This is a genomic window from Pseudomonas sp. SDO5271_S396 (genome assembly GCF_054071795.1).
This window is the reverse complement of the sequence record NZ_JBSVWB010000018.1, coordinates 92502-111670: the sequence shown is the minus strand read 5'-3', so window position 1 is coordinate 111670 and position 19169 is coordinate 92502. Positions and strand designations below refer to the sequence as shown.

At 60.4% G+C, this 19169-nt stretch carries 15 protein-coding genes and 1 pseudogene; 10 read left to right on the top strand and 6 right to left on the bottom strand.

Annotated features, from left to right (window positions below; all coding sequences use genetic code 11):
* Positions 1–365 precede the first annotated feature (365 nt).
* Together ACW9IN_RS14835 and ACW9IN_RS14830 are read left to right on the top strand one after the other, a co-directional pair.
* Positions 366–1316 (top strand): annotated as a pseudogene (locus ACW9IN_RS14835) (HAMP domain-containing protein); the annotation flags it as partial.
* Positions 1317–1433: 117 nt separating this feature from the next.
* Entirely contained in the window at positions 1434–2219 is a 786-nt protein-coding gene (locus ACW9IN_RS14830; protein WP_457366594.1) for a methyl-accepting chemotaxis protein, read from the top strand.
* Between the two features lie 31 nt (positions 2220–2250).
* On the opposite strand, the gene ACW9IN_RS14825 is transcribed toward ACW9IN_RS14830, so the two are convergent.
* From ACW9IN_RS14825 to ACW9IN_RS14805, 5 genes are all read right to left on the bottom strand, one after another.
* Complete coding sequence (locus ACW9IN_RS14825; protein ID WP_457366591.1) at positions 2251–2709, bottom strand: SRPBCC family protein; 459 nt, start codon at positions 2707–2709, stop codon at positions 2251–2253.
* Between the two features lie 19 nt (positions 2710–2728).
* Positions 2729–6100 carry an amino acid adenylation domain-containing protein gene (locus ACW9IN_RS14820; protein ID WP_457366590.1) on the bottom strand — a complete coding sequence of 1124 codons (3372 nt, stop codon included), beginning with the start codon at positions 6098–6100 and terminating at the stop codon, positions 2729–2731.
* Positions 6097–7044, bottom strand: coding sequence for a diiron oxygenase (locus ACW9IN_RS14815; RefSeq protein WP_457366589.1), 948 nt, complete (start codon positions 7042–7044; stop codon positions 6097–6099). Before ACW9IN_RS14815 ends, ACW9IN_RS14820 begins: the two co-directional genes overlap by 4 nt.
* Positions 7041–7799 (bottom strand): DUF3050 domain-containing protein, encoded by a 759-nt coding sequence (locus tag ACW9IN_RS14810; RefSeq protein WP_457366588.1) that lies wholly within the window; start codon positions 7797–7799, stop codon positions 7041–7043. Before ACW9IN_RS14810 ends, ACW9IN_RS14815 begins: the two co-directional genes overlap by 4 nt.
* A gap of 393 nt (positions 7800–8192) precedes the next feature.
* A complete protein-coding gene (locus ACW9IN_RS14805) occupies positions 8193–8891 on the bottom strand; it encodes a GntR family transcriptional regulator (RefSeq protein ID WP_457366587.1) in 699 nt (232 codons plus the stop codon).
* A gap of 369 nt (positions 8892–9260) precedes the next feature.
* On the opposite strand from ACW9IN_RS14805, the gene ACW9IN_RS14800 reads away from it, so the two are divergent.
* The 8 genes from ACW9IN_RS14800 to ACW9IN_RS14765 all read left to right on the top strand — a co-directional run bounded on the left by ACW9IN_RS14800 (position 9261) and on the right by ACW9IN_RS14765 (position 18156).
* A complete protein-coding gene (locus tag ACW9IN_RS14800) occupies positions 9261–10154 on the top strand; it encodes a TauD/TfdA dioxygenase family protein (RefSeq protein WP_457366586.1) in 894 nt (297 codons plus the stop codon).
* A gap of 14 nt (positions 10155–10168) precedes the next feature.
* Complete coding sequence (locus ACW9IN_RS14795; protein WP_457366585.1) at positions 10169–11194, top strand: ABC transporter substrate-binding protein; 1026 nt, start codon at positions 10169–10171, stop codon at positions 11192–11194.
* Position 11195: 1 nt separating this feature from the next.
* Entirely contained in the window at positions 11196–12047 is an 852-nt protein-coding gene (locus ACW9IN_RS14790; protein WP_457366584.1) for an ABC transporter ATP-binding protein, read from the top strand.
* An 11-nt stretch (positions 12048–12058) separates the two neighbouring features.
* Positions 12059–12907: an ABC transporter permease gene (locus ACW9IN_RS14785; protein WP_457366583.1), complete on the top strand. Its 849-nt coding sequence runs from the start codon at positions 12059–12061 to the stop codon at positions 12905–12907.
* A gap of 57 nt (positions 12908–12964) precedes the next feature.
* Positions 12965–13885: a LysR family transcriptional regulator gene (locus ACW9IN_RS14780; RefSeq protein ID WP_457366582.1), complete on the top strand. Its 921-nt coding sequence runs from the start codon at positions 12965–12967 to the stop codon at positions 13883–13885.
* Positions 13886–14104: 219 nt separating this feature from the next.
* Complete coding sequence (locus ACW9IN_RS14775; RefSeq protein ID WP_457366581.1) at positions 14105–15640, top strand: MFS transporter; 1536 nt, start codon at positions 14105–14107, stop codon at positions 15638–15640.
* Positions 15641–15655: 15 nt separating this feature from the next.
* Positions 15656–16714: an HlyD family secretion protein gene (locus tag ACW9IN_RS14770; protein ID WP_457366580.1), complete on the top strand. Its 1059-nt coding sequence runs from the start codon at positions 15656–15658 to the stop codon at positions 16712–16714.
* A complete protein-coding gene (locus ACW9IN_RS14765; RefSeq protein WP_457366579.1) occupies positions 16711–18156 on the top strand; it encodes an efflux transporter outer membrane subunit in 1446 nt (481 codons plus the stop codon). Before ACW9IN_RS14770 ends, ACW9IN_RS14765 begins: the two co-directional genes overlap by 4 nt.
* A 261-nt stretch (positions 18157–18417) precedes the next feature.
* On the opposite strand, the gene ACW9IN_RS14760 is transcribed toward ACW9IN_RS14765, so the two are convergent.
* A complete protein-coding gene (locus ACW9IN_RS14760) occupies positions 18418–19107 on the bottom strand; it encodes a hypothetical protein (protein WP_457366578.1) in 690 nt (229 codons plus the stop codon).
* Positions 19108–19169 lie beyond the last annotated feature (62 nt).

The following is a 19169-nucleotide window of genomic DNA, read 5'->3' as shown; positions in this document are numbered from 1 at the left end:
GTGGGGTTTCCCCATGTGAGAGTAGGTCATCGTCAAGATTAAATTCCGAAACCCCTGTCTGCTAACGCAGACAGGGGTTTTGTCGTTTTAGGGCAGCGCAAAATTCACAAGCAATAAAACCTTAGCGTCTACTCTGTAGCATCCCCCTCTACCGCTGGTCGGCTTCCGTCAGAAAATGAACAGGCTTCTCACAAATCACTAAGATTTGTCCAAATGCGGCCGAAAGCCTGATGAGCCCTGCGTGCACCAAAATAGAGCGGAAGGATTTCCGCAGTATTGCTTACATGGAATGTTTCCTCAGCACGCTCACCCCCTTTGGCAAAAAGAAGTCGATGAAATGAATCTAAAGTTCAGTCATTAAATTTTTGCTGGCCGCGTCAGGTGTCGTTGTTCTCGCCTTCGCATTATTTACCCTCTACAACGACTACCTTCAGCGCAATACCATCACGCAGAACCTTGAGTCCTCCATCCAGCAATCCGGCGAGCTCACCGCCAGCAGCGTGCAAAACTGGCTCAACGGCCGGGTACTGGTACTCGAAAGTCTGGCGCAAAACGTTGCTCATCAAGGCAATGATGCCGACCTTCCCGGCCTGGTCGATCAACCGGCCTTCACCGCAAACTTCCAGTTCACTTACGTGGGCCAAACCAACGGTGTCTTCACTCAACGCCCGGACGCCAAAATGCCCGACGGTTACGACCCACGTCAGCGCCCTTGGTACAAACAGGCGGTAGCCGCCGATAAACCCACACTCACCCCTCCTTACATGGCCGCGGTGGGTGGTCAGATCGTGACGATCGCCATGCCGGTAAAGAAGAATGGCGAGCTCTTGGGCGTGGTCGGTGGTGACCTGAGCCTGCAATCCCTGGTGAAGATCATCAACTCGGTAGACTTCGGCGGTATTGGCCATGCCCTCTTGGTCAGTGGCGATGGCCAGGTCATTGTCAGTCCTGATCAGGACCAGGTGATGAAAAACCTCAAAGACATCTATCCAGGCACAAACCTGCGTATCGAGAAGATCAGTCAAAACGTTGTGCTCAAAGGTCAGGACCGCATCCTCTCTTTCACCCCGATCAATGGCTTGCCGGGTGCCGACTGGTACATTGGTTTGTCGATCGATAAAGACAAAGCCTACGCGCCACTGGGCAAATTCCGAGCTTCCGCGTTGGTTGCCATGTTGATTGCGGTGGTAGTGATTGCCGTACTGCTGAGCCTGCTGATTCAAGTACTGCTACGCCCCCTGAACACCATGGGACGAGCGATGCAAGATATCGCTCAAGGCGAGGGCGATCTAACCCGGCGCCTGACCGTGACCAGCAAGGATGAATTCGGCGAGGTCGGCAGCGCGTTCAACCAATTCGTCGAGCGTATCCACGCTTCCATTTCCGAAGTGTCGTCGGCGACACGTCATGTGCATGATCTGTCCCAGCGCGTCATGGCGTCGTCCAATGCGTCGATTATCGGCTCAGACGAGCAAAGCGCGCGCACCAACAGCGTAGCGGCGGCGATCAACCAGCTCGGTGCCGCCACCCAGGAAATCGCTCGCAACGCGGCCGATGCTTCATTGCACGCAAGCGGTGCCAGCGAGCAGGCTGACGATGGTCGCAAGGTGGTAGAGGACACCATCCTGGCCATGTCAGCGTTGTCGCAAAAGATCAGTTTGTCGTGTACCCAGATCGAAACCCTGAATGCCAGTACCGATAACATCGGCCACATTCTTGATGTCATCAAAGGTATTTCCCAACAAACCAACCTGTTGGCGCTCAACGCGGCGATCGAGGCCGCACGCGCCGGTGAAGCAGGTCGTGGGTTCGCCGTGGTGGCCGACGAGGTACGCAACCTTGCGCACCGTACCCAAGAGTCCGCCGAGGAGATCCACAAGATGATCACTTCACTGCAAGTGGGCTCGCGTGAAGCCGTCAGCACCATGAACGCCAGCCAGGCGTCCAGCGAAGAAAGTGTTCAGGTGGCTAACCAGGCTGGCGAACGCCTGGTGAGTGTGACGCAACGTATCGTCGAGATTGACGGTATGAACCAATCTGTAGCCGCAGCCACCGAAGAGCAGACGGCCGTGGTGGAGACCCTCAACGTCGACATCAATCAGATCAACCTGCTGAACCAGCAGGGCGTGGCCAACCTCAACGAAACGTTGAAGGACTGTGATGCCTTGTCACAACAGGCCAATCGGTTGAAGCAGTTGGTGGACAGCTTCCGAATCTGACCGGAAGGCACTCGAGCAGGTACTTTCAGGCCTATTCGAGCAATCGGCACACGTTGTCCAGGGCATCGTTGGCAAAACCTTGTACAAACTGTCGGAACCCCTCCTGCCTGTCATCGAGGGGTTCGGCAATGATGGTCCAGGTTGCCTTGGAAGTATTCGTCCCCACCGCCTCCACGTGCATGGCCGACCATAGCCTGGCTACTCCGAGCGTGTTGTAGATCGTGGTCCAGGTCATGGTCATGGCACCTTCGTCTCGGCTGTTGAGTTGCTCCACCACACAATTGCCGTCGTGGAAAAACTTGGTGCGCAAGGCGCCCACATCAACGCCGGTCATTTCGATGCGTGCCAGTGCCGGAATGAAGGTATCGAAACCCTCGAACCGGCCTACCATATCCCACAGACGTCTGGTGTGGCAGGAGACGATCACTGAAGCAACCACGGGTATGCCTTCAGGATTGCGAATTAACGTATCGGGTTGCAGCGGTTGCATGAAGTTGTCCTGAAGCGGTTCAGAGAAAGCCAATGTGCTTGAGATAGCGACAGCCCCGGTTCATTAGCGCCAGGTTCTTTTCGGGATAGGACTCGCCCATCTGCCAGACGCCTCGCTGGGCATTGTCGTGGCGAATCCTTGAGGTATCGCCAATATCATCTTCCAGGCGGTCCAGATAAAAACCGAGCACGCCAAACAACGCATTTTCGGGACCTACCGTACGTAGTGCGTCTTGCCACTGCTGGATGCTCACCCGTTCGAACCGGTGCCCCGCCTGACTGAACACATCAAGATAACGCTCCCAGCTCAAGGGCTGCGGGTTGTGCAGGTTGAACACACGGTGATCAATGTCAAAGCGGGCGCAGTGAAACGCGATGAAGCGGGCGAGGAAATCCACGGGCATCAGATCAAAGTTACCCTCCAGTCGGGGGGCCAGACCCAATTGCAGCGAGCCCTTGAGCATCAGCATCAAGCGATTTTTCTGCGGCTGGCACACCCCATTTTGACTATTGAAACTGACGTTTCCCGGACGAAGGATATTCACCCAGCCGCCACGCTCGACCGCTCGCCCCAGCAGGCGTTCCGCGGCCCACTTGGACAGGTTGTAGCCGTTTCTGATGTACAGCGGCGGTGAGGCCGCCGCCGGCGCCTCGAGGACATCCCCCAGAACATCGACCCCACTGGAGGCCGACAGTGTCGAGACGAAATTGAACACCTTCTTGGCACCGGTCTCACACAGGTGCAGGCACTCGAATATCGGTTCGACGTTGTCCTGTGCCAGGGACGCATAGTCCATCACGTGATTGACCCGCGCGGCATTGTGCACCAACACACCGTAGTCCCGGGCCAGACGCTCGTAGGTCCTATTGGTCAACCCAAATTGCGGCAGGCTGATGTCGGCGGCATACACCTGCACTCGGCTAAGGTCCAGGTGTTCCAGACGATACTCGTGCAGCGCCTGGGTAAAGCGTGCCATCGCCGAGTGCCCGGGAGATTCGCGCACCAGGCAGGCCACCTCCGTGGCCCCTCCCTCCAGCAACGCCTGGACAATATGCACGCCAACAAAGCTATTGGCACCGGTCACGATGATCTTGCGTGGATCACCTCTTCGGTCTTCACCCAGTATTGGGGCGACCCACTCTCGTTGAGCATCCCGTATCGCAGGGCCAGAGTGCGTCAACGGGGTCGACTCATCCCCCAGCAGCATCGCGAGCCTACGGACAGTGGGTTCTTCAATGAAGCGGCTAAGGGCGAAACTACGGCCAAACTCCTTGCGTGTGCGCAGCAGGAGCATCGACAGCAAAATGGAATGGCCACCCAGGTTGAAAAAGCTTTCATCCACGGACAGGCGATCCGTCGACAGGTCCAGCAATTCGCTCCACAGTAAGATCAGCCGTGATTGCAGCGGTGTTTGCACACCGCCAGAAACCCCGCCTGGAATGCAGGGCAATGCCAGCAACGCCTGACGGTCGACCTTGCCGTTGCAGGAGTGCGGCAGGCTCGGCAGCTCACGCCATAGTCGAGGCAGCATATAGTCCGGTAACCGCTGCCGTGCATGTTGTTCCAACAGCGCTACCGTGGCACCGGGCTCGGGTTGGGTAACAAAGCAGCCAATACGGTGGTTGTGATCAATCACCACCGCCACTTGGCGAAACAGTCCGCTGTCGCGCAGGCACTGTTCGATCTCCTGGGGTTCGACGCGATAGCCACGGATCTTGACCTGTTGATCCCGCCGTCCTCCCAGTTCGATACCGTCATCTGTCCACTTGGCCAGATCCCCGGTGCGGTAGGCTCGCAGCGGCTGCCTGCCTGGCAGGGCCAGATCGACAAACGCGTCGCAGGCCTGTTCGGCCCTGGTGATGTACCCCAGGCTCACCCCCGGTCCGACGATATAAAGCTCGCCCATCACCTGCTCATCCACGGGCTGCATCTGATCATCCAGAATCAGCACCTGGCTGTTGGCAACGGGAAGACCGAGGTTGCGATTGCCGGTCCCAGGCTGCATGACCCGATGCGTCACCAGCACCGTGGCTTCGGTAGGGCCATAGAGATTATGCAATTGGCATTCGCCCGCCAGTCGCTCGATCACCGAGGGCTCACAGGCATCTCCACCGGTAAACAGATGCTGCAGCCCCAGAGGTTGATCCGCTGGCAAGGTGCTGAGCACCGCTGGCGGCAGGAATGCATGACTGATGTGTTGCTGGTGAATCAGATCCACCAGGGCGAGTGGATCACGCCGCTGTTCTTCACTGGGGATGATTAACTCGGCCCCTGCCATCAAGCTGGGAAAAATATCAATCAGCGAGGCGTCAAAACTCAAGGATGAGAACTGCAAAACGCTGCTCTGTTCATCCAGCGCCATACAGGCGCCAAACCAGGCCGTGAAATGCGCCAGGTTACTTTGGCTGAGCATCACCCCTTTGGGCCGGCCCGTGGTGCCCGAGGTGTACAGCACCATGCAGGGCGCGTCCATGGCGGGGCGGTGGCGCATCAGCGAATGCGCCGGGTCAATGCTGCCTGGGCCGGCCATACTCACATCCAGCGAACTGAACTGACTGCGCAACGGGTGCTTGCCATCGTCCAGCAAGACACGCGCCTTCGCACCGTCCAGCATCAGTTGGTGGCGCTTGGACGGGTGGTCCGGTGCCAACGGCAGATACACCGCGCCGCACCCCAGTACGGCGAGAATGCTGGCATATAACGCGGTGGATTTTTCCAGGCACACCCCGACCACCGGCAAGGTTTCAGTCTGTTCGAGCAAGGGATGAAGTTGCGCCTGGATGGCCAGCGCGTGGTCCAGCAACTGGCGGTAGCTCACCGTGCTTCCCGAGATATTCAGTGCGGTTCGCTCGGCGAAGGTGGTGAGGCACGCCTGCAACCGCTCGATGATCGGGACGCGGGCCTGGCGCAGCAGCGTCGGGTCTGCCGTACGATTGAAGCGGTGAAGGTAAGCCAGTGCGTCCAGCTCCAGCAGGCCCCATTCGGCAAAGTCACTGGCGGTCGCCGATCCGGTGAAACAGCCCGGGTCGCGAGCGAAGCTGCTGACCAGCATCGCCACCCAGTCCGTCAGTGTGTTGGTCGCCATCTGGCACAGTCGCTGGCCATTACCTTCGGGCACCTGGGCAATGCCTTGTGTCGCCCACAACCGTCGATCCCGGTCATAGCAACGCAGCTCGAGCGCAGGCAGTCCGTCATCGGCCACAGGACCCATCCCCACACGCAGCCGCATGCACGGCGTTGGAGCGACAAGAGAGGGCAGGTGCTGGCTGCCGTCCTCGATCATGAGATCGACGGCATCGTCACTCGCGATGTGCCCGTATTGTTCGAGTACCTGCCTGACGGCGGCCAGCGCCCTGCTGGTGCCCTGCCACCCGATCCTCAATTGCTTCATGCAACCCTCCGGGGGACCGCCAGGAAACGGTCCAGCGCGTCGGCCACGCTCGACGTCTGCAGCAAGTCGCTGCGCTGCAAAAAAGTGATGATGTTGCTCATCAGCGGGTGCTGGCGAGTGATGGGAAACGCCAGTGCCGTGACCTCTGCGTGCAGCGCTTCACGCAGGTGAGTGCTGAGGTCGAGGTGTTCGATCAGGTGCCGATCGAAGCGTTGTTGCAGGTCGTTGGTCAGGTACTGCGCCAGGAACGTCGGTAGAACACTGGCGATGCTGTCGCGGTCATCCGGGCTCGCCGCTTGCCAGTAAAGGCGCACCAGGCGTGTCCAGAACAGGGCGTGACGGCCCTCGTCAAACAGGTGATCGGCCATCAGGCCTCGGATCGAAGATTTGACGTGGGTGTCTTTTGAAAACGCTGCCACCTCGTGGGTCACGGTATTTTCGGCTATCGCCACGCCGAGCAACTCCACGGCATCACGCAGATGGGCAGGCACCAGGGCCTGAGCCGCCGGCAGCGCACGGTTCAGTTCGATGCACCCAGGCAATTCGAGCGGTTGTATGCCGGTCATGGCCACTGTCTGTTTCAGGAAATCCAGTGCGACCAACGCGTGATAGTCCTCGTCCACCACTACCGTCATCGCGTCGTAGCGGCAGGCGAGAGGGAAGGCGGGCAAGAAGCGATTCTTGGCGATGTTGCGTGCCGTTCTGTCGACGATCTCGGTTTCGAAAATCACCACATCGTTGAGGAACTTGTAGAAGCTCTGCAGCAGCACAAAGTCGCGCCATTGCGGGCAATGCTCCTGAAAGGTTGCACACAGCACCAAGGGTTGGCGGCACAGGGGATAAATCAGCTTGTCATCGTTTTCCAACAGGCGGCGCGGGCGTGTACGGACGGTAGCGCGGTGCTCCCAGTCATCGGCGACAGAGCGATACTCATCGAGGTTCATGGTCGCTCCCTTTGCAGCGAGTCCCTCACCTCATCCCACAACGCGATGCGACAGTTCAGGGCGCCAAGCGCCGCCTCATGAGCCTGTTGTGCGCGGACAGGGTCTGCGCCGACCAGGTGTTCGAGCAGTCGCGTTGCCGCCGGGACGTGGTTCTGGGTATCCAGTTCGACGTGGCGTTCAAGATAGCGGTGCAAGAGAGGCGCCTGGCGCTGTATAACCCGATTGTGTTGCAGCAAATGCTCGAACATTGCGGGGATAACGCTCTCGCGCCCATGCAGAAAAACGGCCGCCACGCAGTGGACGGGCGCGTTCAGGGCGATGTCCAGGGTGTGCCTGACGAAACGGGCGGCGCCGATCGGCACATCGAGCCTTTGCAGTGCTTCGCTTGCCTCAACGCCTTCGCGCTGCAGTGCAATGAAGCGCGTGATTGCCAGCGTGTCGGCCCCTACTTCGGCCATTGCCTCCAGGTACCACTCGAAATGGCTGCAATGGCCGCCTGCGGGATGAGCGTCGGACTCTTCACCCAGCACGATTTCATTGATCAGGCGTGCAGCGCGCGAATTGGCAGGCGGAAGCCAGGGCAGGCGCGTACCGGTCAAATCCTGTTGCAGGCGCTTGGCGAGTGTCATGAAGTCCCAGACGGCAAATACATGACGTTCCATAAATAGTTTTAATTTGTTCAGCGAAGTTATTTCCCTGAACAGGGGGTGATGAGACAGTTGTCGTTCTTTTTGTTCAAGTAAGTGTTGATACATGGTGATGCCTATCCGTTGTCGCATCTGTTTTTAAACAGCGACGGTGTTTGCGATCAATAAATGAATGTGCAGGTAGTAGCCAGGCGTTCGCGCGTCTTGCGCCTGTACGGCGGACCGCGCAGGTAGTTGAAGTGCCTGGTTGAGTAGGCAAGGATAATAAGCCGCCCAAGAATGCGGGCGGGTATAGAAATATGTTAGAAGTTTTTCTAAATAATATGAGTTGTGAGCAAAGGGTTTATAAATAGTCGGACATTTCTTTTTGAAAAGCAGGCGGTATCAAGCTCACTGCAAGTAACTAACATGCACTTGATAAAGCGTGTTGAAGGCGGGGGCTTACTCAATGAATAAGGCTCCCCGCAGGCTCATAACGTTAACGATATAAGCCGAGGGTGCTTACGGCGTGATGGCTTTCTGGCTGCTGAGGTAGTTCGTAATCACCTCCATCCCGCGCATCAGGTGGTTGCGCAAGGTCAGGATGCTCTCTTCGACTTTCTTTTGCGCCACCAGATTCAGCAATTCGCGGTGGTCTTCCTGAGAGGTTTCGCCCAATCCCATCGCTTCCAGGTTGTAGCGCAGGAAGCGCTCCTCTTCGTTCAGCCCGTGCTCTACCAGTTTGAGCAGCCGCTGGTTGGGCGCCTTGCCATACAGCGACATATGGAACAGGCGGTTGAGGCGACCAATCTCGCTGTAGTCCTTTTCCTGTTCGAGAGCCCTGATACAGGCGTCCGCTTGCGCGATATCCGCCTCGGTGAGCAGCGGAATCGACAGTCGCAGCGCTTCAGACTCCAGCAACATGCGCAGGCCGTAGGTCTCTGCCGAGTTGTCCTCGATCAACGGCGCGACCACGGCGCCCTTGTGCGTCACCACATGCAACAGCGATTGAGCCTCCAACTGGCGCAGCGCCTCGCGCACCGGCATGCGGCTTACGCCGAACAGGCTGGCCAATTCCTGCTGGCGCATGGCAGTACCACAGGGCAGCCGCCCGTCGAGAATGGCATTGCGCAGGGTTTCTTCAATCACGGAGCGAGCAAGATGAGCGGGAATGGGTTCGCTGATCTTGATGCAGTTCAAAGGGGTCGGCTTCTGCGTCACGGTTACGCTATCCTCCTTGTTTGGAATAGGGGGTGGCCAATTGGATCCAATGCACACTAGAGACTGCCCATACGCTTGTCAAACGCCTACGGTTTCGGCTTGTAAGCGGTTCAACACGCGACTCCGCGCGCTGACACAAGGCATTTAAGCGTCTTACAGGACGGGTTCAACAAGCCCTCTGCAGAGTCCTTTCCGGCCACAATAGTCTTACTGCAAACTGAACGCTTTGTGGTGACTGTTTATTCCCTGTTCGTGAAAAGGCCTGATTTTTCGCCGGAACATTCCCGCATATGAATATTCATTAACGGTATTTAAACTGCCGTTCTTATATCTATAAAGTCACTGTCCTGACTGATCGGGAGTGACCTCATGTCCGCCACCTCTACTGTTCCAACAGCGACCTCTCCAGCCCAAGCGTTCGACATTCGCCCGCTTCCTGGCAGCGTAGGTGCCGAGATCATCGGCCTGGACCTGTCGCGTCCGGTCAACGACCAGGATTTCGCGCGTATTCACCGCGCGCATCTGGATCACCACGTGGTTGTCTTTCGTGACCAGCGCATCACGCCCGAACAACAGATCGCTTTCAGCCGCCGCTTTGGCGTCTTGCAAATTCACGTCCTCAAACAGTTTCTGCTGGCCAATCACCCGGAAATCCTGATCGTCTCCAACATCATCGAAAATGGCCAATCCATCGGCCTGGGCGATGCCGGCAAGTTCTGGCATTCGGACCTGTCCTATAAAGAACTGCCAAGCCTGGGCTCGATGCTTCACGCCCAGGAACTGCCCTCCGAAGGCGGCGATACCCTGTTCGCCGACATGCACAAAGCCTGGGACCAACTGCCCGCCCACCTGCGCAGCGCCGTCGAGGGCCGTAGCGCCGCTCACTCCTACACCGCGCGCTACAGTGAAACCAAGTTCGAAGGCAACTGGCGCCCGACGCTCACCCCCGAACAACTCGCGCAGGTGGCCGAAGTGATCCACCCGATTGTGCGTACCCACCCGGAAAACGGCCGCAAGGCGCTGTTCGTCAGTGAGGGTTTCACTACGCGCATCGTCGGCCTGCCGGAGGACGAAAGCCGCGACCTGCTGGCCCAGCTCTATGCCCACAGCGTGCTGCCCGAAAACATCTACCGCCATCAATGGCAGCCCCACGACATGGTGTTCTGGGACAACCGCTCGCTGATCCATCTGGCCGCCGGTTGCCCGAGCCACCTGCGTCGCAAATTGTTTCGCACCACTATCCAGGGCGACGCGCCTTTCTGATTCGGAGCATGAGCATGTCCAGGAGCAATGCATTTGCACGGCTGGCGGCGACCGTCGGCCTGGGCGTCAGCCTGTTGGCCGGCAGCCTGGTTGCACCCGCCGCTGCCCAGGCCGAAGGCGAGATCCGCATCGCCGAACAGTTCGGTGTCGTCTACCTGCTGCTCAACGTGGTGCGCGATCAGCACCTGATCGAGAAGTACGGCAAACAGGCAGGCGTCGACATCAAGGTTGACTGGACCCAGCTCTCCGGTGGCGCAGCGGTCAATGATGCGCTGCTCTCCGGCTCCATCGATATCGCCGGTGCCGGTACTGGTCCGCTGCTGACCATTTGGGACCGCACCCGTGGCAAGCAGAACGTCAAGGCCGTCGCTTCCCTGGGTAACTTTCCGTACTACCTGGTGAGCAACAACCCCAACGTCAAAACCATTGCCGACTTCACCGACAAAGACCGCATCGCCGTACCGGCGGTGGGTGTTTCGGTACAGTCGCGTTTCCTGCAATACGCCGCCGCCAAACAGTGGGGCGACAAGGAATTCAACCGCCTCGACAAATACACCGTGGCCGTCCCGCACCCCGACGCCACAGCGGCGCTGATCGCCGGCGGGACCGAGCTGACCGGGCACTTTTCCAACCCGCCGTTCCAGGACCAGGCACTGACCAACCCCAACGTGCACGTGGTGCTCAACTCCTACGACATCCTCGGGCCCAACTCGCCGACGGTGTTGTTCGCCACCGAGAAATTCCGCAACGACAACCCGAAAACCTACACGGCGTTCATCGAGGCGCTGACCGAAGCCGCGCAGTTCGTCCAGCATGACAAAGGCGCCGCCGCCGACACCTACCTGCGGGTGACCAAGGCCAAAATCGATCGCGCCGAGTTGCTGAAAATCATCGACAACCCGCAGTTCGAATTCAGCATCACACCCAAGAACACCTACCCGCTGGCGGAATTCCTCTACCGCGTCGGCGCCATCAAGCACAAGCCTGAATCGTGGAAGGACTACTTCTTCCAGGACGCCAAGCCCCTGCAAGGAAGTTGAAATGAACGCGCCTTTGCAAGGCCACACGGCCAGCAACCCGCACGCCACCGCCCCGTTGCTGGCGGTGGATAACGTCAGCCTTGAATACCGCACTCCCGAGCGGGTGGTACGGGCCACGCACCAGGTCAGTTTCGAGATCGATCCCGGCGACCGTTATGTTTTGCTCGGCCCTTCGGGCTGCGGCAAATCCACATTGCTCAAGTCCATCGCCGGGTTCATCAAACCCTGCGAAGGCGAGATTCGTCTGCTTGGGCAGAAAGTCGAGCAACCCGGTCCGGACCGCATCGTGGTGTTCCAGGAGTTCGACCAACTGCCACCGTGGAAGACCGTCAAACAGAACGTGATGTTTCCGCTGCTGGCGTCCAAAACCCTGAAGCGCCCTGAAGCCGAAGCGCGCGCATTGCACTACCTCGACAAAGTCGGCCTTACCGCCTTTGCCGATGCGTACCCCCATACGCTGTCCGGCGGCATGAAGGCCCGCGTGGCCATCGCCCGCGCCCTGGCCATGCAACCGAAAATCCTGCTGATGGACGAGCCCTTCGCCGCTCTCGATGCGTTGACCCGGCGCAAGATGCAGGAGGAATTGCTGCTGCTTTGGGAAGAAGTACGCTTCACCCTGCTGTTCGTGACCCACTCCATCGAAGAAGCGTTGGTGGTGGGCAACCGCATCCTGTTGCTGTCGCCGCACCCGGGGCGCGTTCGTGCCGAAATCCACAGCCATCAATACGACCTGCACAGCCTCGGCGGTGTGGAGTTCCAGGCGTCGGCGCGGCGGATCCATCGCCTGCTGTTCGATGAAGCGCCCGAAGCCGAGCAAGAGCTGGGTTTCGCCGATATCCGCATCGCTTACTAAGGGGCCGACGCATGCGCCAGGAATTTGAAGTTACCCTCGAACCGCTGCTCAGCGTTCCCGTGGAGCGCGAGCTGCCCCTGCGTCAACGCCTGTGGCAACAAGGCTGGTTGCGCAAGGGCCTGATTTTGATCGTGCTCGCCATCCTCTGGGAAGCGGTCGCGCGGTATCAGAACAACGACCTGCTGTTGCCCAGCTTCGTGCAGACCTTTCACGCGCTCTACGATGGTTTACTCAGTGGTGAACTGCTGAGCAAGGTGAGCATCTCGTTGGTGGTGTTGATCAAGGGCTACCTGATCGGCATCGTGCTGGCGTTTGCCCTGACCACCCTGGCGGTGTCGACTCAATTGGGCCGCGACCTGCTCAGCACCCTGACCTCAATGTTCAACCCGTTGCCGGCTATCGCACTGTTGCCGCTGGCCCTGCTGTGGTTCGGCCTGGGCCAGAACAGCCTGATTTTCGTGCTGGTGCACTCGGTGTTGTGGGCCTTGGCGCTCAACACCTATTCGGGCTTCCTCGGCGTGTCCGAAACCCTGCGCATGGCCGGGCGCAACTACGGCCTCAAGGGCATGCGCTTCGTATTGTTCATCCTCATCCCGGCGGCACTGCCGTCGATCCTTGCGGGGTTGAAGATCGGCTGGGCGTTCGCCTGGCGCACGCTGATCGCCGCCGAACTGGTGTTCGGCGCCACCAGCGGCAAGGGCGGGCTGGGCTGGTACATCTTCCAGAACCGTAACGAGCTGTACACCGACAAGGTGTTCGCCGGCCTGGCAGTGGTGATCCTGATCGGGCTGCTCGTGGAAAACCTGGTGTTCGACACCTTCGAGCGGCTTACCGTGAAGCGCTGGGGCATGCAGCGCTGATCCCATCCCTGTTACGATTGCGCCCAGTTCACTGCCCATTGATCACGAGTGCCTGGCATGCAATTACCGGACATGAACCTGCTGGTCGCCCTCGACGCCTTGCTCGACGAGGGCAGCGTGGTCGGCGCCGCCCGGCGGATGAACCTCAGCCCGGCGGCCATGAGCCGTACCCTCACGCGGATTCGCGAAGCGGTGGGCGACCCGATCCTGGTGCGTGCCGGTCGCGGCCTGGTGCCGACGCCCAAGGCCCTGCAGTTGCAGGGCCAGGTGCGCAACGTGGTCGAGCAGGCGGCGTTGCTGTTTCGTTCGGCCGACCAGGTTGACCTGAGCACGTTGCGCCGCCGTTTCAGCGTGCGCGCCAACGACTTTTTCATCGGTGTGTATGGCGGTCGCATGTTCGACACCATGGAGCGCATGGCGCCGTTGTGCGAACTGTGTTTCGTACCCGAAGCCGACACCGACGACGATGCCCTGCGTGAAGGCCGGCTGGACCTGCGGGTCAGCAACACGATGCCGCCGAGCCCGGAAGTGAAGGTGCAGACGTTGTTCTCCACCACGTTTGTCGGCCTGGCCCGCGAAGACCATCCGTTGTTCGATGAGGAAATCACCCCGGCGCGTTTCGCCAGCTACTCCCACATCAGCATTTCCCGGCGCGGCAAGGCGCGCGGGCCGATTGATACGGCCCTGAATGCCCTCGGCCTGGAGCGCCGCGTGGCGATGATCGCTCCGGGTTTTCACGGTGCGATGTTCATGCTGCCCGACTCCGATTTACTGCTGCCGGTCCCCAAGGAAGCGCTGTTGAGTGCCAACCGCCTGAAACTGCCGCTGCGCGCCTTCGCGCTGCCAATTTCCCTGCCGACCCTGATCCTGGCGCAATCCTGGCACCCGCGTTTCGACAAAGACCCGGCGCACAGATGGCTGCGCGAGACCATGCGCGAGAGTTGCCACGCCACTTGGCTGGAAGCCCAGCCCGTCTAGCAATCAAAGTGTTGATGGCCGATCGTTCCCACGCTCTGCGTGGAAACGCATCCTGTGACGCTCCGCGTCACGACCTCAAAAAGCGGACGCGGAGCGTGGGAACAATCAAACGGTTGATCGTTGCGTCCAGCGTAATTATAAGCTGTCAATAAGTAACTTTTTGTCATGTTTAGGGCTTATTAAACTGCCCGGGTACTTCCTCTTCCGAGTTTCCCGTTCATGACTTCCCTCGCTGCCCCCACCCTTGAGGCCGCAGCCAAACCCGTCAGCATCAGCCCGCCCACCTTTGGCCCACGCATCATCATCGGCCTGGTCGGTGTGCTACTGGCGGTGCTGGTCTCAGGTCTCAACGAGACGGTGACCAAAGTTGCCCTTGCCGATATTCGCGGCGGGCTGTTCATCGGATTTGACGAAGGCACCTGGCTGGTCGCGGCCTACACCGCGACTTCCGTTGCGGCGATGGCGTTCGCGCCCTGGTGTTCGGTGACGTTTTCCCTGCGCCGCTTCACCCTGTGCGCCATCGGTCTGTTCACCCTGTTGGGCATCCTGTGCCCGTTTGCGCCGAACTACGAAAGCCTGTTGGTGCTGCGCACCGTGCAAGGACTGGCCGGGGGGGCACTGCCACCGATGCTGATGACCGTGGCCCTGCGTTTCCTGCCGGCCAACGTCAAGCTCTATGGCCTGGCCGGCTACGCGCTCACCGCCACCTTCGGTCCGAGCCTCGGCACGCCGCTGGCGGCACTGTGGACCGAATACGTCGGGTGGCAATGGGCGTTCTGGCAGATCGTCGGCCCGTGCCTGTTGGCAATGGCGATGGTGGCCTACGGTTTGCCGCAGGACCCGCTACGCCTGGAGCGCTTCAATACCTTCAACTGGCGCGGCCTGCTGCTGGGTTTCCCGGCGATCTGCATGCTGGTGATCGGCCTGCTGCAGGGCAATCGCCTGGACTGGTTCGAATCGGACCTGATCACCTGCTTGCTGGTTGGCGGCATGCTGTTACTGGTGCTGTTCATGCTCAATGAATGGTCGCAGCCGATCCCGTTCTTCAAGTTGGAAATGCTCGGCCTGCGCAACTTGTCGTTTGCCTTGATCGTGCTGGCCGGCGTGCTGATGGTGCTGACCTCGGTGATCCTCATTCCGTCGAGTTTCCTTGCCCAGATCCAGGGTTATCGTCCACTGCAAACCGCGCCGGTGATGTTGTTGATGGCTCTGCCGCAGTTGATCGCACTGCCGTTGGTGGCGGCGCTGTGCAACCTGCGCTGGGTCGACTGTCGCTGGGTCCTCGGCATCGGCCTGGGCATGCTGGTGCTGTGCTGCGTGGGCAGTTCGCACCTGACCTCCGTGTGGATTCGCGATGATTTCTACGGCCTGTACCTGCTACAGATCTTCGGCCAGCCGATGGCCGTGCTGCCGTTGTTGATGCTCTCTACCGGCAGCATCCAGCCAATGGACGGGCCGTTCGCCTCGGCGTGGTTCAACACCATCAAGGGCCTGGCCGCCGTGATCGCCACCGCGGTGCTCGATGTGCTGACCACCCGGCGCCTGCATTTTCACTCCAGCATGCTGGTGGACCGCCTGGGCAACTCGCCGCAAATCGATGGCGACACGCCCGGCCTGGCCCACCGCCTGCACGAACAGGCCGTGGTGCTCACCTCTTCGGATCTCTATCTCGTCATGGCCGCCGTCGCGGTGGCGTTGATCCTGCTGATTTTCTGGATGCCGACGCGGATCTTTCCACCGCGTGCACCGACCTAGCCAAAAGGACTGCTCATGAAACGCAAAGACAAAATTGCCGTCGCCGTTATCGCGGTGTTTGCCGTCGGCGCGCTGGTCTACCTGGCTGCACCGGGCTTGCTGGGCAGCCAGCGCCAGACCACCAACGACGCCTTCGTCACCGCCGATTTCACCCAGGTGGCGCCGCGCGTGGCGGGCTTTATCAAGGACGTGCTGGTGGACGACAACCAGCGCGTCAAGGCCGGGCAGCTGCTGGCGCTGATCGACGACCGCGATTTCCGCGCCGCCGCCCAGGCCGCCGACGCCGATGCCCTGGTCGCCCAGGCCCAGTTGAAGAACGCCAACGCCACCCTGGAGCGGCAAAGCTCGGTGATCGCCCAGGCCCAGGCCACCGTCGCGGCGGATCGCGCCGAGATGGCCTTCGCCGAACACGAATTGAATCGCTACAACCACCTCGCCGGGGTGGGTGCCGGCACCGTGCAGAACGCCCAGCAAGCCAAGACGCGCATCGACCAGGCCACCGCGCGCCTGGCCAATGCCAGCGCCGTGCTGGCGGCGGAGCGCAAGCAGGTGGAAATCCTCACCGCCCAGCGCGATGCGGCCGAGGGCGGGCTCAAACGTGCCCAGGCGGCGCTGGAGCTGGCCAGTTATCAACTGTCGTACACGCGCATCGTGGCGCCGGTGGATGGCATGGTCGGCGAGCGCGCGGTGCGCGTCGGCGCCTATGTGACCCCGGGCAGCAAGCTGCTCGCCGTGGTGCCGTTGACCGACGCCTACGTGGTGGCCAACTTCCAGGAGACCCAGCTTTCCCACATGCACGCCGGGCAGGCTGTGCAAGTGCGTGTCGACAGCCTCGACGGCGAGCTGCTCCAGGGGCATCTGGAAAGCCTGGCACCGGCCACCGGCGTGACCTTCGCCGCGGTCAGACCCGACAACGCCACCGGCAATTTCACCAAGGTAGTGCAGCGTATTCCGGTGAAGATCGTGCTGGAACCGGGCCAGCCCCTGGCCGAGCGCCTGCGGGTCGGCATGTCGGTGGAAGCCAGCGTCGACACCCAGCCTGTGGCGCAACAGCGCGAGGTGGCCCAGCAATGAAACCCATGGCATGGCTCACCCTGAGCCTTATCAGCCTGAGTGCCTGCACGGTCGGCCCGGATTACCACACGCCCCAAAACCCGGACGTGACCCGCTGGAGTGAGCCCCAGGGCCGGCAAGCCGCCAGCCGTGCCGTCAGCGACCCTTTGCAGGAGCGCTGGTGGGAAGTGTTTCACGATGCGCAACTCACGGCCCTCACACAGCGTGCGCTCAGCGATAACCTAGACCTCAAGTTGGCCAGCAGCCGCTTGCAACAGAGCCGCGCGGTACGCCAGGTGACCACCGCCGAGCGTTACCCCACGGTGAACGCGACCGGCGACTACCTGCGCCAGCGCAACAGCGGCAAAGGCTTGAGCGACCCGTCCGGCGAGAATGGCCGCTCGGCGTACAACCAATGGGACGCGGGCTTCTCGGCGTCCTGGGAGCTGGACTTCTGGGGCCGGGTCAAACGCGAAACCGAAGCCGCCGATGCCACCCTGCAAGTGGCCGAAAACGATCGTCGCGCGGTACTGCTCTCGGTGCTGGCCGAGACCGCCCAGGACTACATTCAATTGCGCGGCGTGCAGAACACGCGTGCCGTCACCGAGCAAAACCTCGACGTTGCACGCCACAGCCTCAAACTCTCGCAATTGCGCCTGGCCGACGGTGTGGCCACTGACCTCGACGTAGCCGAGGCCGCCGCCCAGGTCGCGGCCATCGAAGCGCGCCTGCCAGACCTCCAACAGCGCCAGGACCAGTTGATCAACGCCCTCAGCCTGTTGATGGGCGAGCCGCCCCAAGCCCTGCACGCGCAATTGTCCAAGGATGCCGCCGTACCGCAGACCCGGCGCCAGGTCGCGATCGGCCTGCCGTCCGAGCTGGCCGAACGCCGCCCGGACATCCGCCAGGCCGAGGCCCGCCTGCATGCCGCCACCGCCAGCATCGGCGTGGCCAAGGGCGATTTCTACCCGCGCATCACCCTGTCCGGCAGCCTGGGTTCCCAGGCTTTGCAACTGTCGGATTTCGGCACCTGGGGCTCCCGCACATTGGCCTTCGGCCCGCAGTTCAGCCTGCCGCTGTTCAATGGCGGACGCCTGCAAGGCATGTTGAACCTGCGTGAGGCCCAACAGCAGGAAGCGGCCCTCGCGTACCAGCAAACCGTGCTGCGCGCCTGGCACGAAATCGACGACCAACTCACCCGCTACAACGCCAGCCAACTGCGCCGCGACAGCCTCGCCGAAGCCGTACGCCAGAACCAGATCGCCCTGACCACCGCGCAGCATCAATACGTCGAAGGCGTGGTGGATTTCGTCAACGTCCTCACCGTGCAAAGCGCGCTGCTGGCCACTCAGGAACAGTGGGTCGAAAGCTCCACCGGCGTGTCGCTGGCCATGGTCGGGTTGTACAACGCCCTGGGTGGCGGGTGGGAGTCGGTGTATCCGTTGCAAACGGCGGATCGCTGAGCGACACAGTGTTATGGCCGTTTATGAAAGGGGTCGAGTGTCTACGCTCGCAATAGCATGAAGGTGACGTCGTCTTCCGTAGAGACGCCATCAAGGCTCTGCGTTGCGAGACTCGCGAGTTGTTTCTGAATCGAGAGCTCGGCCCAGAATCCATCGGTTGCCAGTATCCGGGTGGTGTCCTGGACGATTGGCATGGACTGAACGTGAGGCTCGTGTGCCCGTCGGTGGCTCATGCAGTTGAACAGCGTTTTGCGGCTGGAGTCACAGGATCCACTCCCGCAACATGGCGTCGGCCACCTTGGCCTCGCGCGGGCCTCCGATGCGAATGGCGTCAACCAGGGCAAGGAAGTGGTAGAGCAGCTCATCCTTCTTGACCGCGCCGGGAACGGTTTTATAAAGCGGCGTGACTTCCTGGCCTTTGCTTTTTCCGTATGCGTCCGGCCAGACGGGAATGAGATCGCCGCCGCTCATCAGCTTGCCCGCCAGGACTGGTGCTGCGAAGGCTGTTGGAATGCCACGAACGATAGGGCCGGGTTTGGCGGGGAAAATATAGCGGATGCTGTACGTGACCAAATCCAGCAGCGCCTTGCTCCTTACTTGAGGTATTGCATCGATAGGGCTCGAATAAATCAGCCCAATTTCTTTGCAGCGCTGCAGGGATGAGGACACCTCGGTTTTGCTAAGGCCCAGTGCGGAGGACAGGGCTCTCACCGAATAAATCTGTGAGTGACGCTCTTCAAACTCTTCGTCTACGTCATCCCAGCCCCGCCAGTCATCAATTGACGAAAGCCGCACGGTCTCGAAGTTTTGGCTGTAGTCCGGAATGCTCTGAAAGCCAAGGGCGGCGTTCTCCTTCTCCACAGAGAACACGCGCTTTTTAATGCGATCCCCTTTGGCCTGTAATTCCAGACTGATCAGTTTGAACAGAATGACGATATCTTGACTTTTCATGGGGCTCCGAAAGCGAGTGTCCTCTGTCCGCGGACAGAGGACACTTTCTTGCACAGAGTTGA

Excerpts from the sequence above, each read along its gene's own strand:
- ACW9IN_RS14785 (WP_457366583.1), top strand. The coding sequence starts at position 12,059 with ATGCGCCAGGAATTTGAAGTTACCCTCGAACCGCTGCTCAGCGTTCCC.
- ACW9IN_RS14810 (WP_457366588.1), bottom strand. The coding sequence starts at position 7,799 with ATGTATCAACACTTACTTGAACAAAAAGAACGACAACTGTCTCATCAC.
- ACW9IN_RS14790 (WP_457366584.1), top strand. The coding sequence starts at position 11,196 with ATGAACGCGCCTTTGCAAGGCCACACGGCCAGCAACCCGCACGCCACC.
- ACW9IN_RS14830 (WP_457366594.1), top strand. The coding sequence starts at position 1,434 with ATGGCGTCGTCCAATGCGTCGATTATCGGCTCAGACGAGCAAAGCGCG.
- ACW9IN_RS14815 (WP_457366589.1), bottom strand. The coding sequence starts at position 7,044 with ATGAACCTCGATGAGTATCGCTCTGTCGCCGATGACTGGGAGCACCGC.
- ACW9IN_RS14820 (WP_457366590.1), bottom strand. The coding sequence starts at position 6,100 with ATGAAGCAATTGAGGATCGGGTGGCAGGGCACCAGCAGGGCGCTGGCC.
- ACW9IN_RS14795 (WP_457366585.1), top strand. The coding sequence starts at position 10,169 with ATGTCCAGGAGCAATGCATTTGCACGGCTGGCGGCGACCGTCGGCCTG.
- ACW9IN_RS14760 (WP_457366578.1), bottom strand. The coding sequence starts at position 19,107 with ATGAAAAGTCAAGATATCGTCATTCTGTTCAAACTGATCAGTCTGGAA.
- ACW9IN_RS14780 (WP_457366582.1), top strand. The coding sequence starts at position 12,965 with ATGCAATTACCGGACATGAACCTGCTGGTCGCCCTCGACGCCTTGCTC.
- ACW9IN_RS14770 (WP_457366580.1), top strand. The coding sequence starts at position 15,656 with ATGAAACGCAAAGACAAAATTGCCGTCGCCGTTATCGCGGTGTTTGCC.
- ACW9IN_RS14765 (WP_457366579.1), top strand. The coding sequence starts at position 16,711 with ATGAAACCCATGGCATGGCTCACCCTGAGCCTTATCAGCCTGAGTGCC.
- ACW9IN_RS14825 (WP_457366591.1), bottom strand. The coding sequence starts at position 2,709 with ATGCAACCGCTGCAACCCGATACGTTAATTCGCAATCCTGAAGGCATA.
- ACW9IN_RS14775 (WP_457366581.1), top strand. The coding sequence starts at position 14,105 with ATGACTTCCCTCGCTGCCCCCACCCTTGAGGCCGCAGCCAAACCCGTC.
- ACW9IN_RS14800 (WP_457366586.1), top strand. The coding sequence starts at position 9,261 with ATGTCCGCCACCTCTACTGTTCCAACAGCGACCTCTCCAGCCCAAGCG.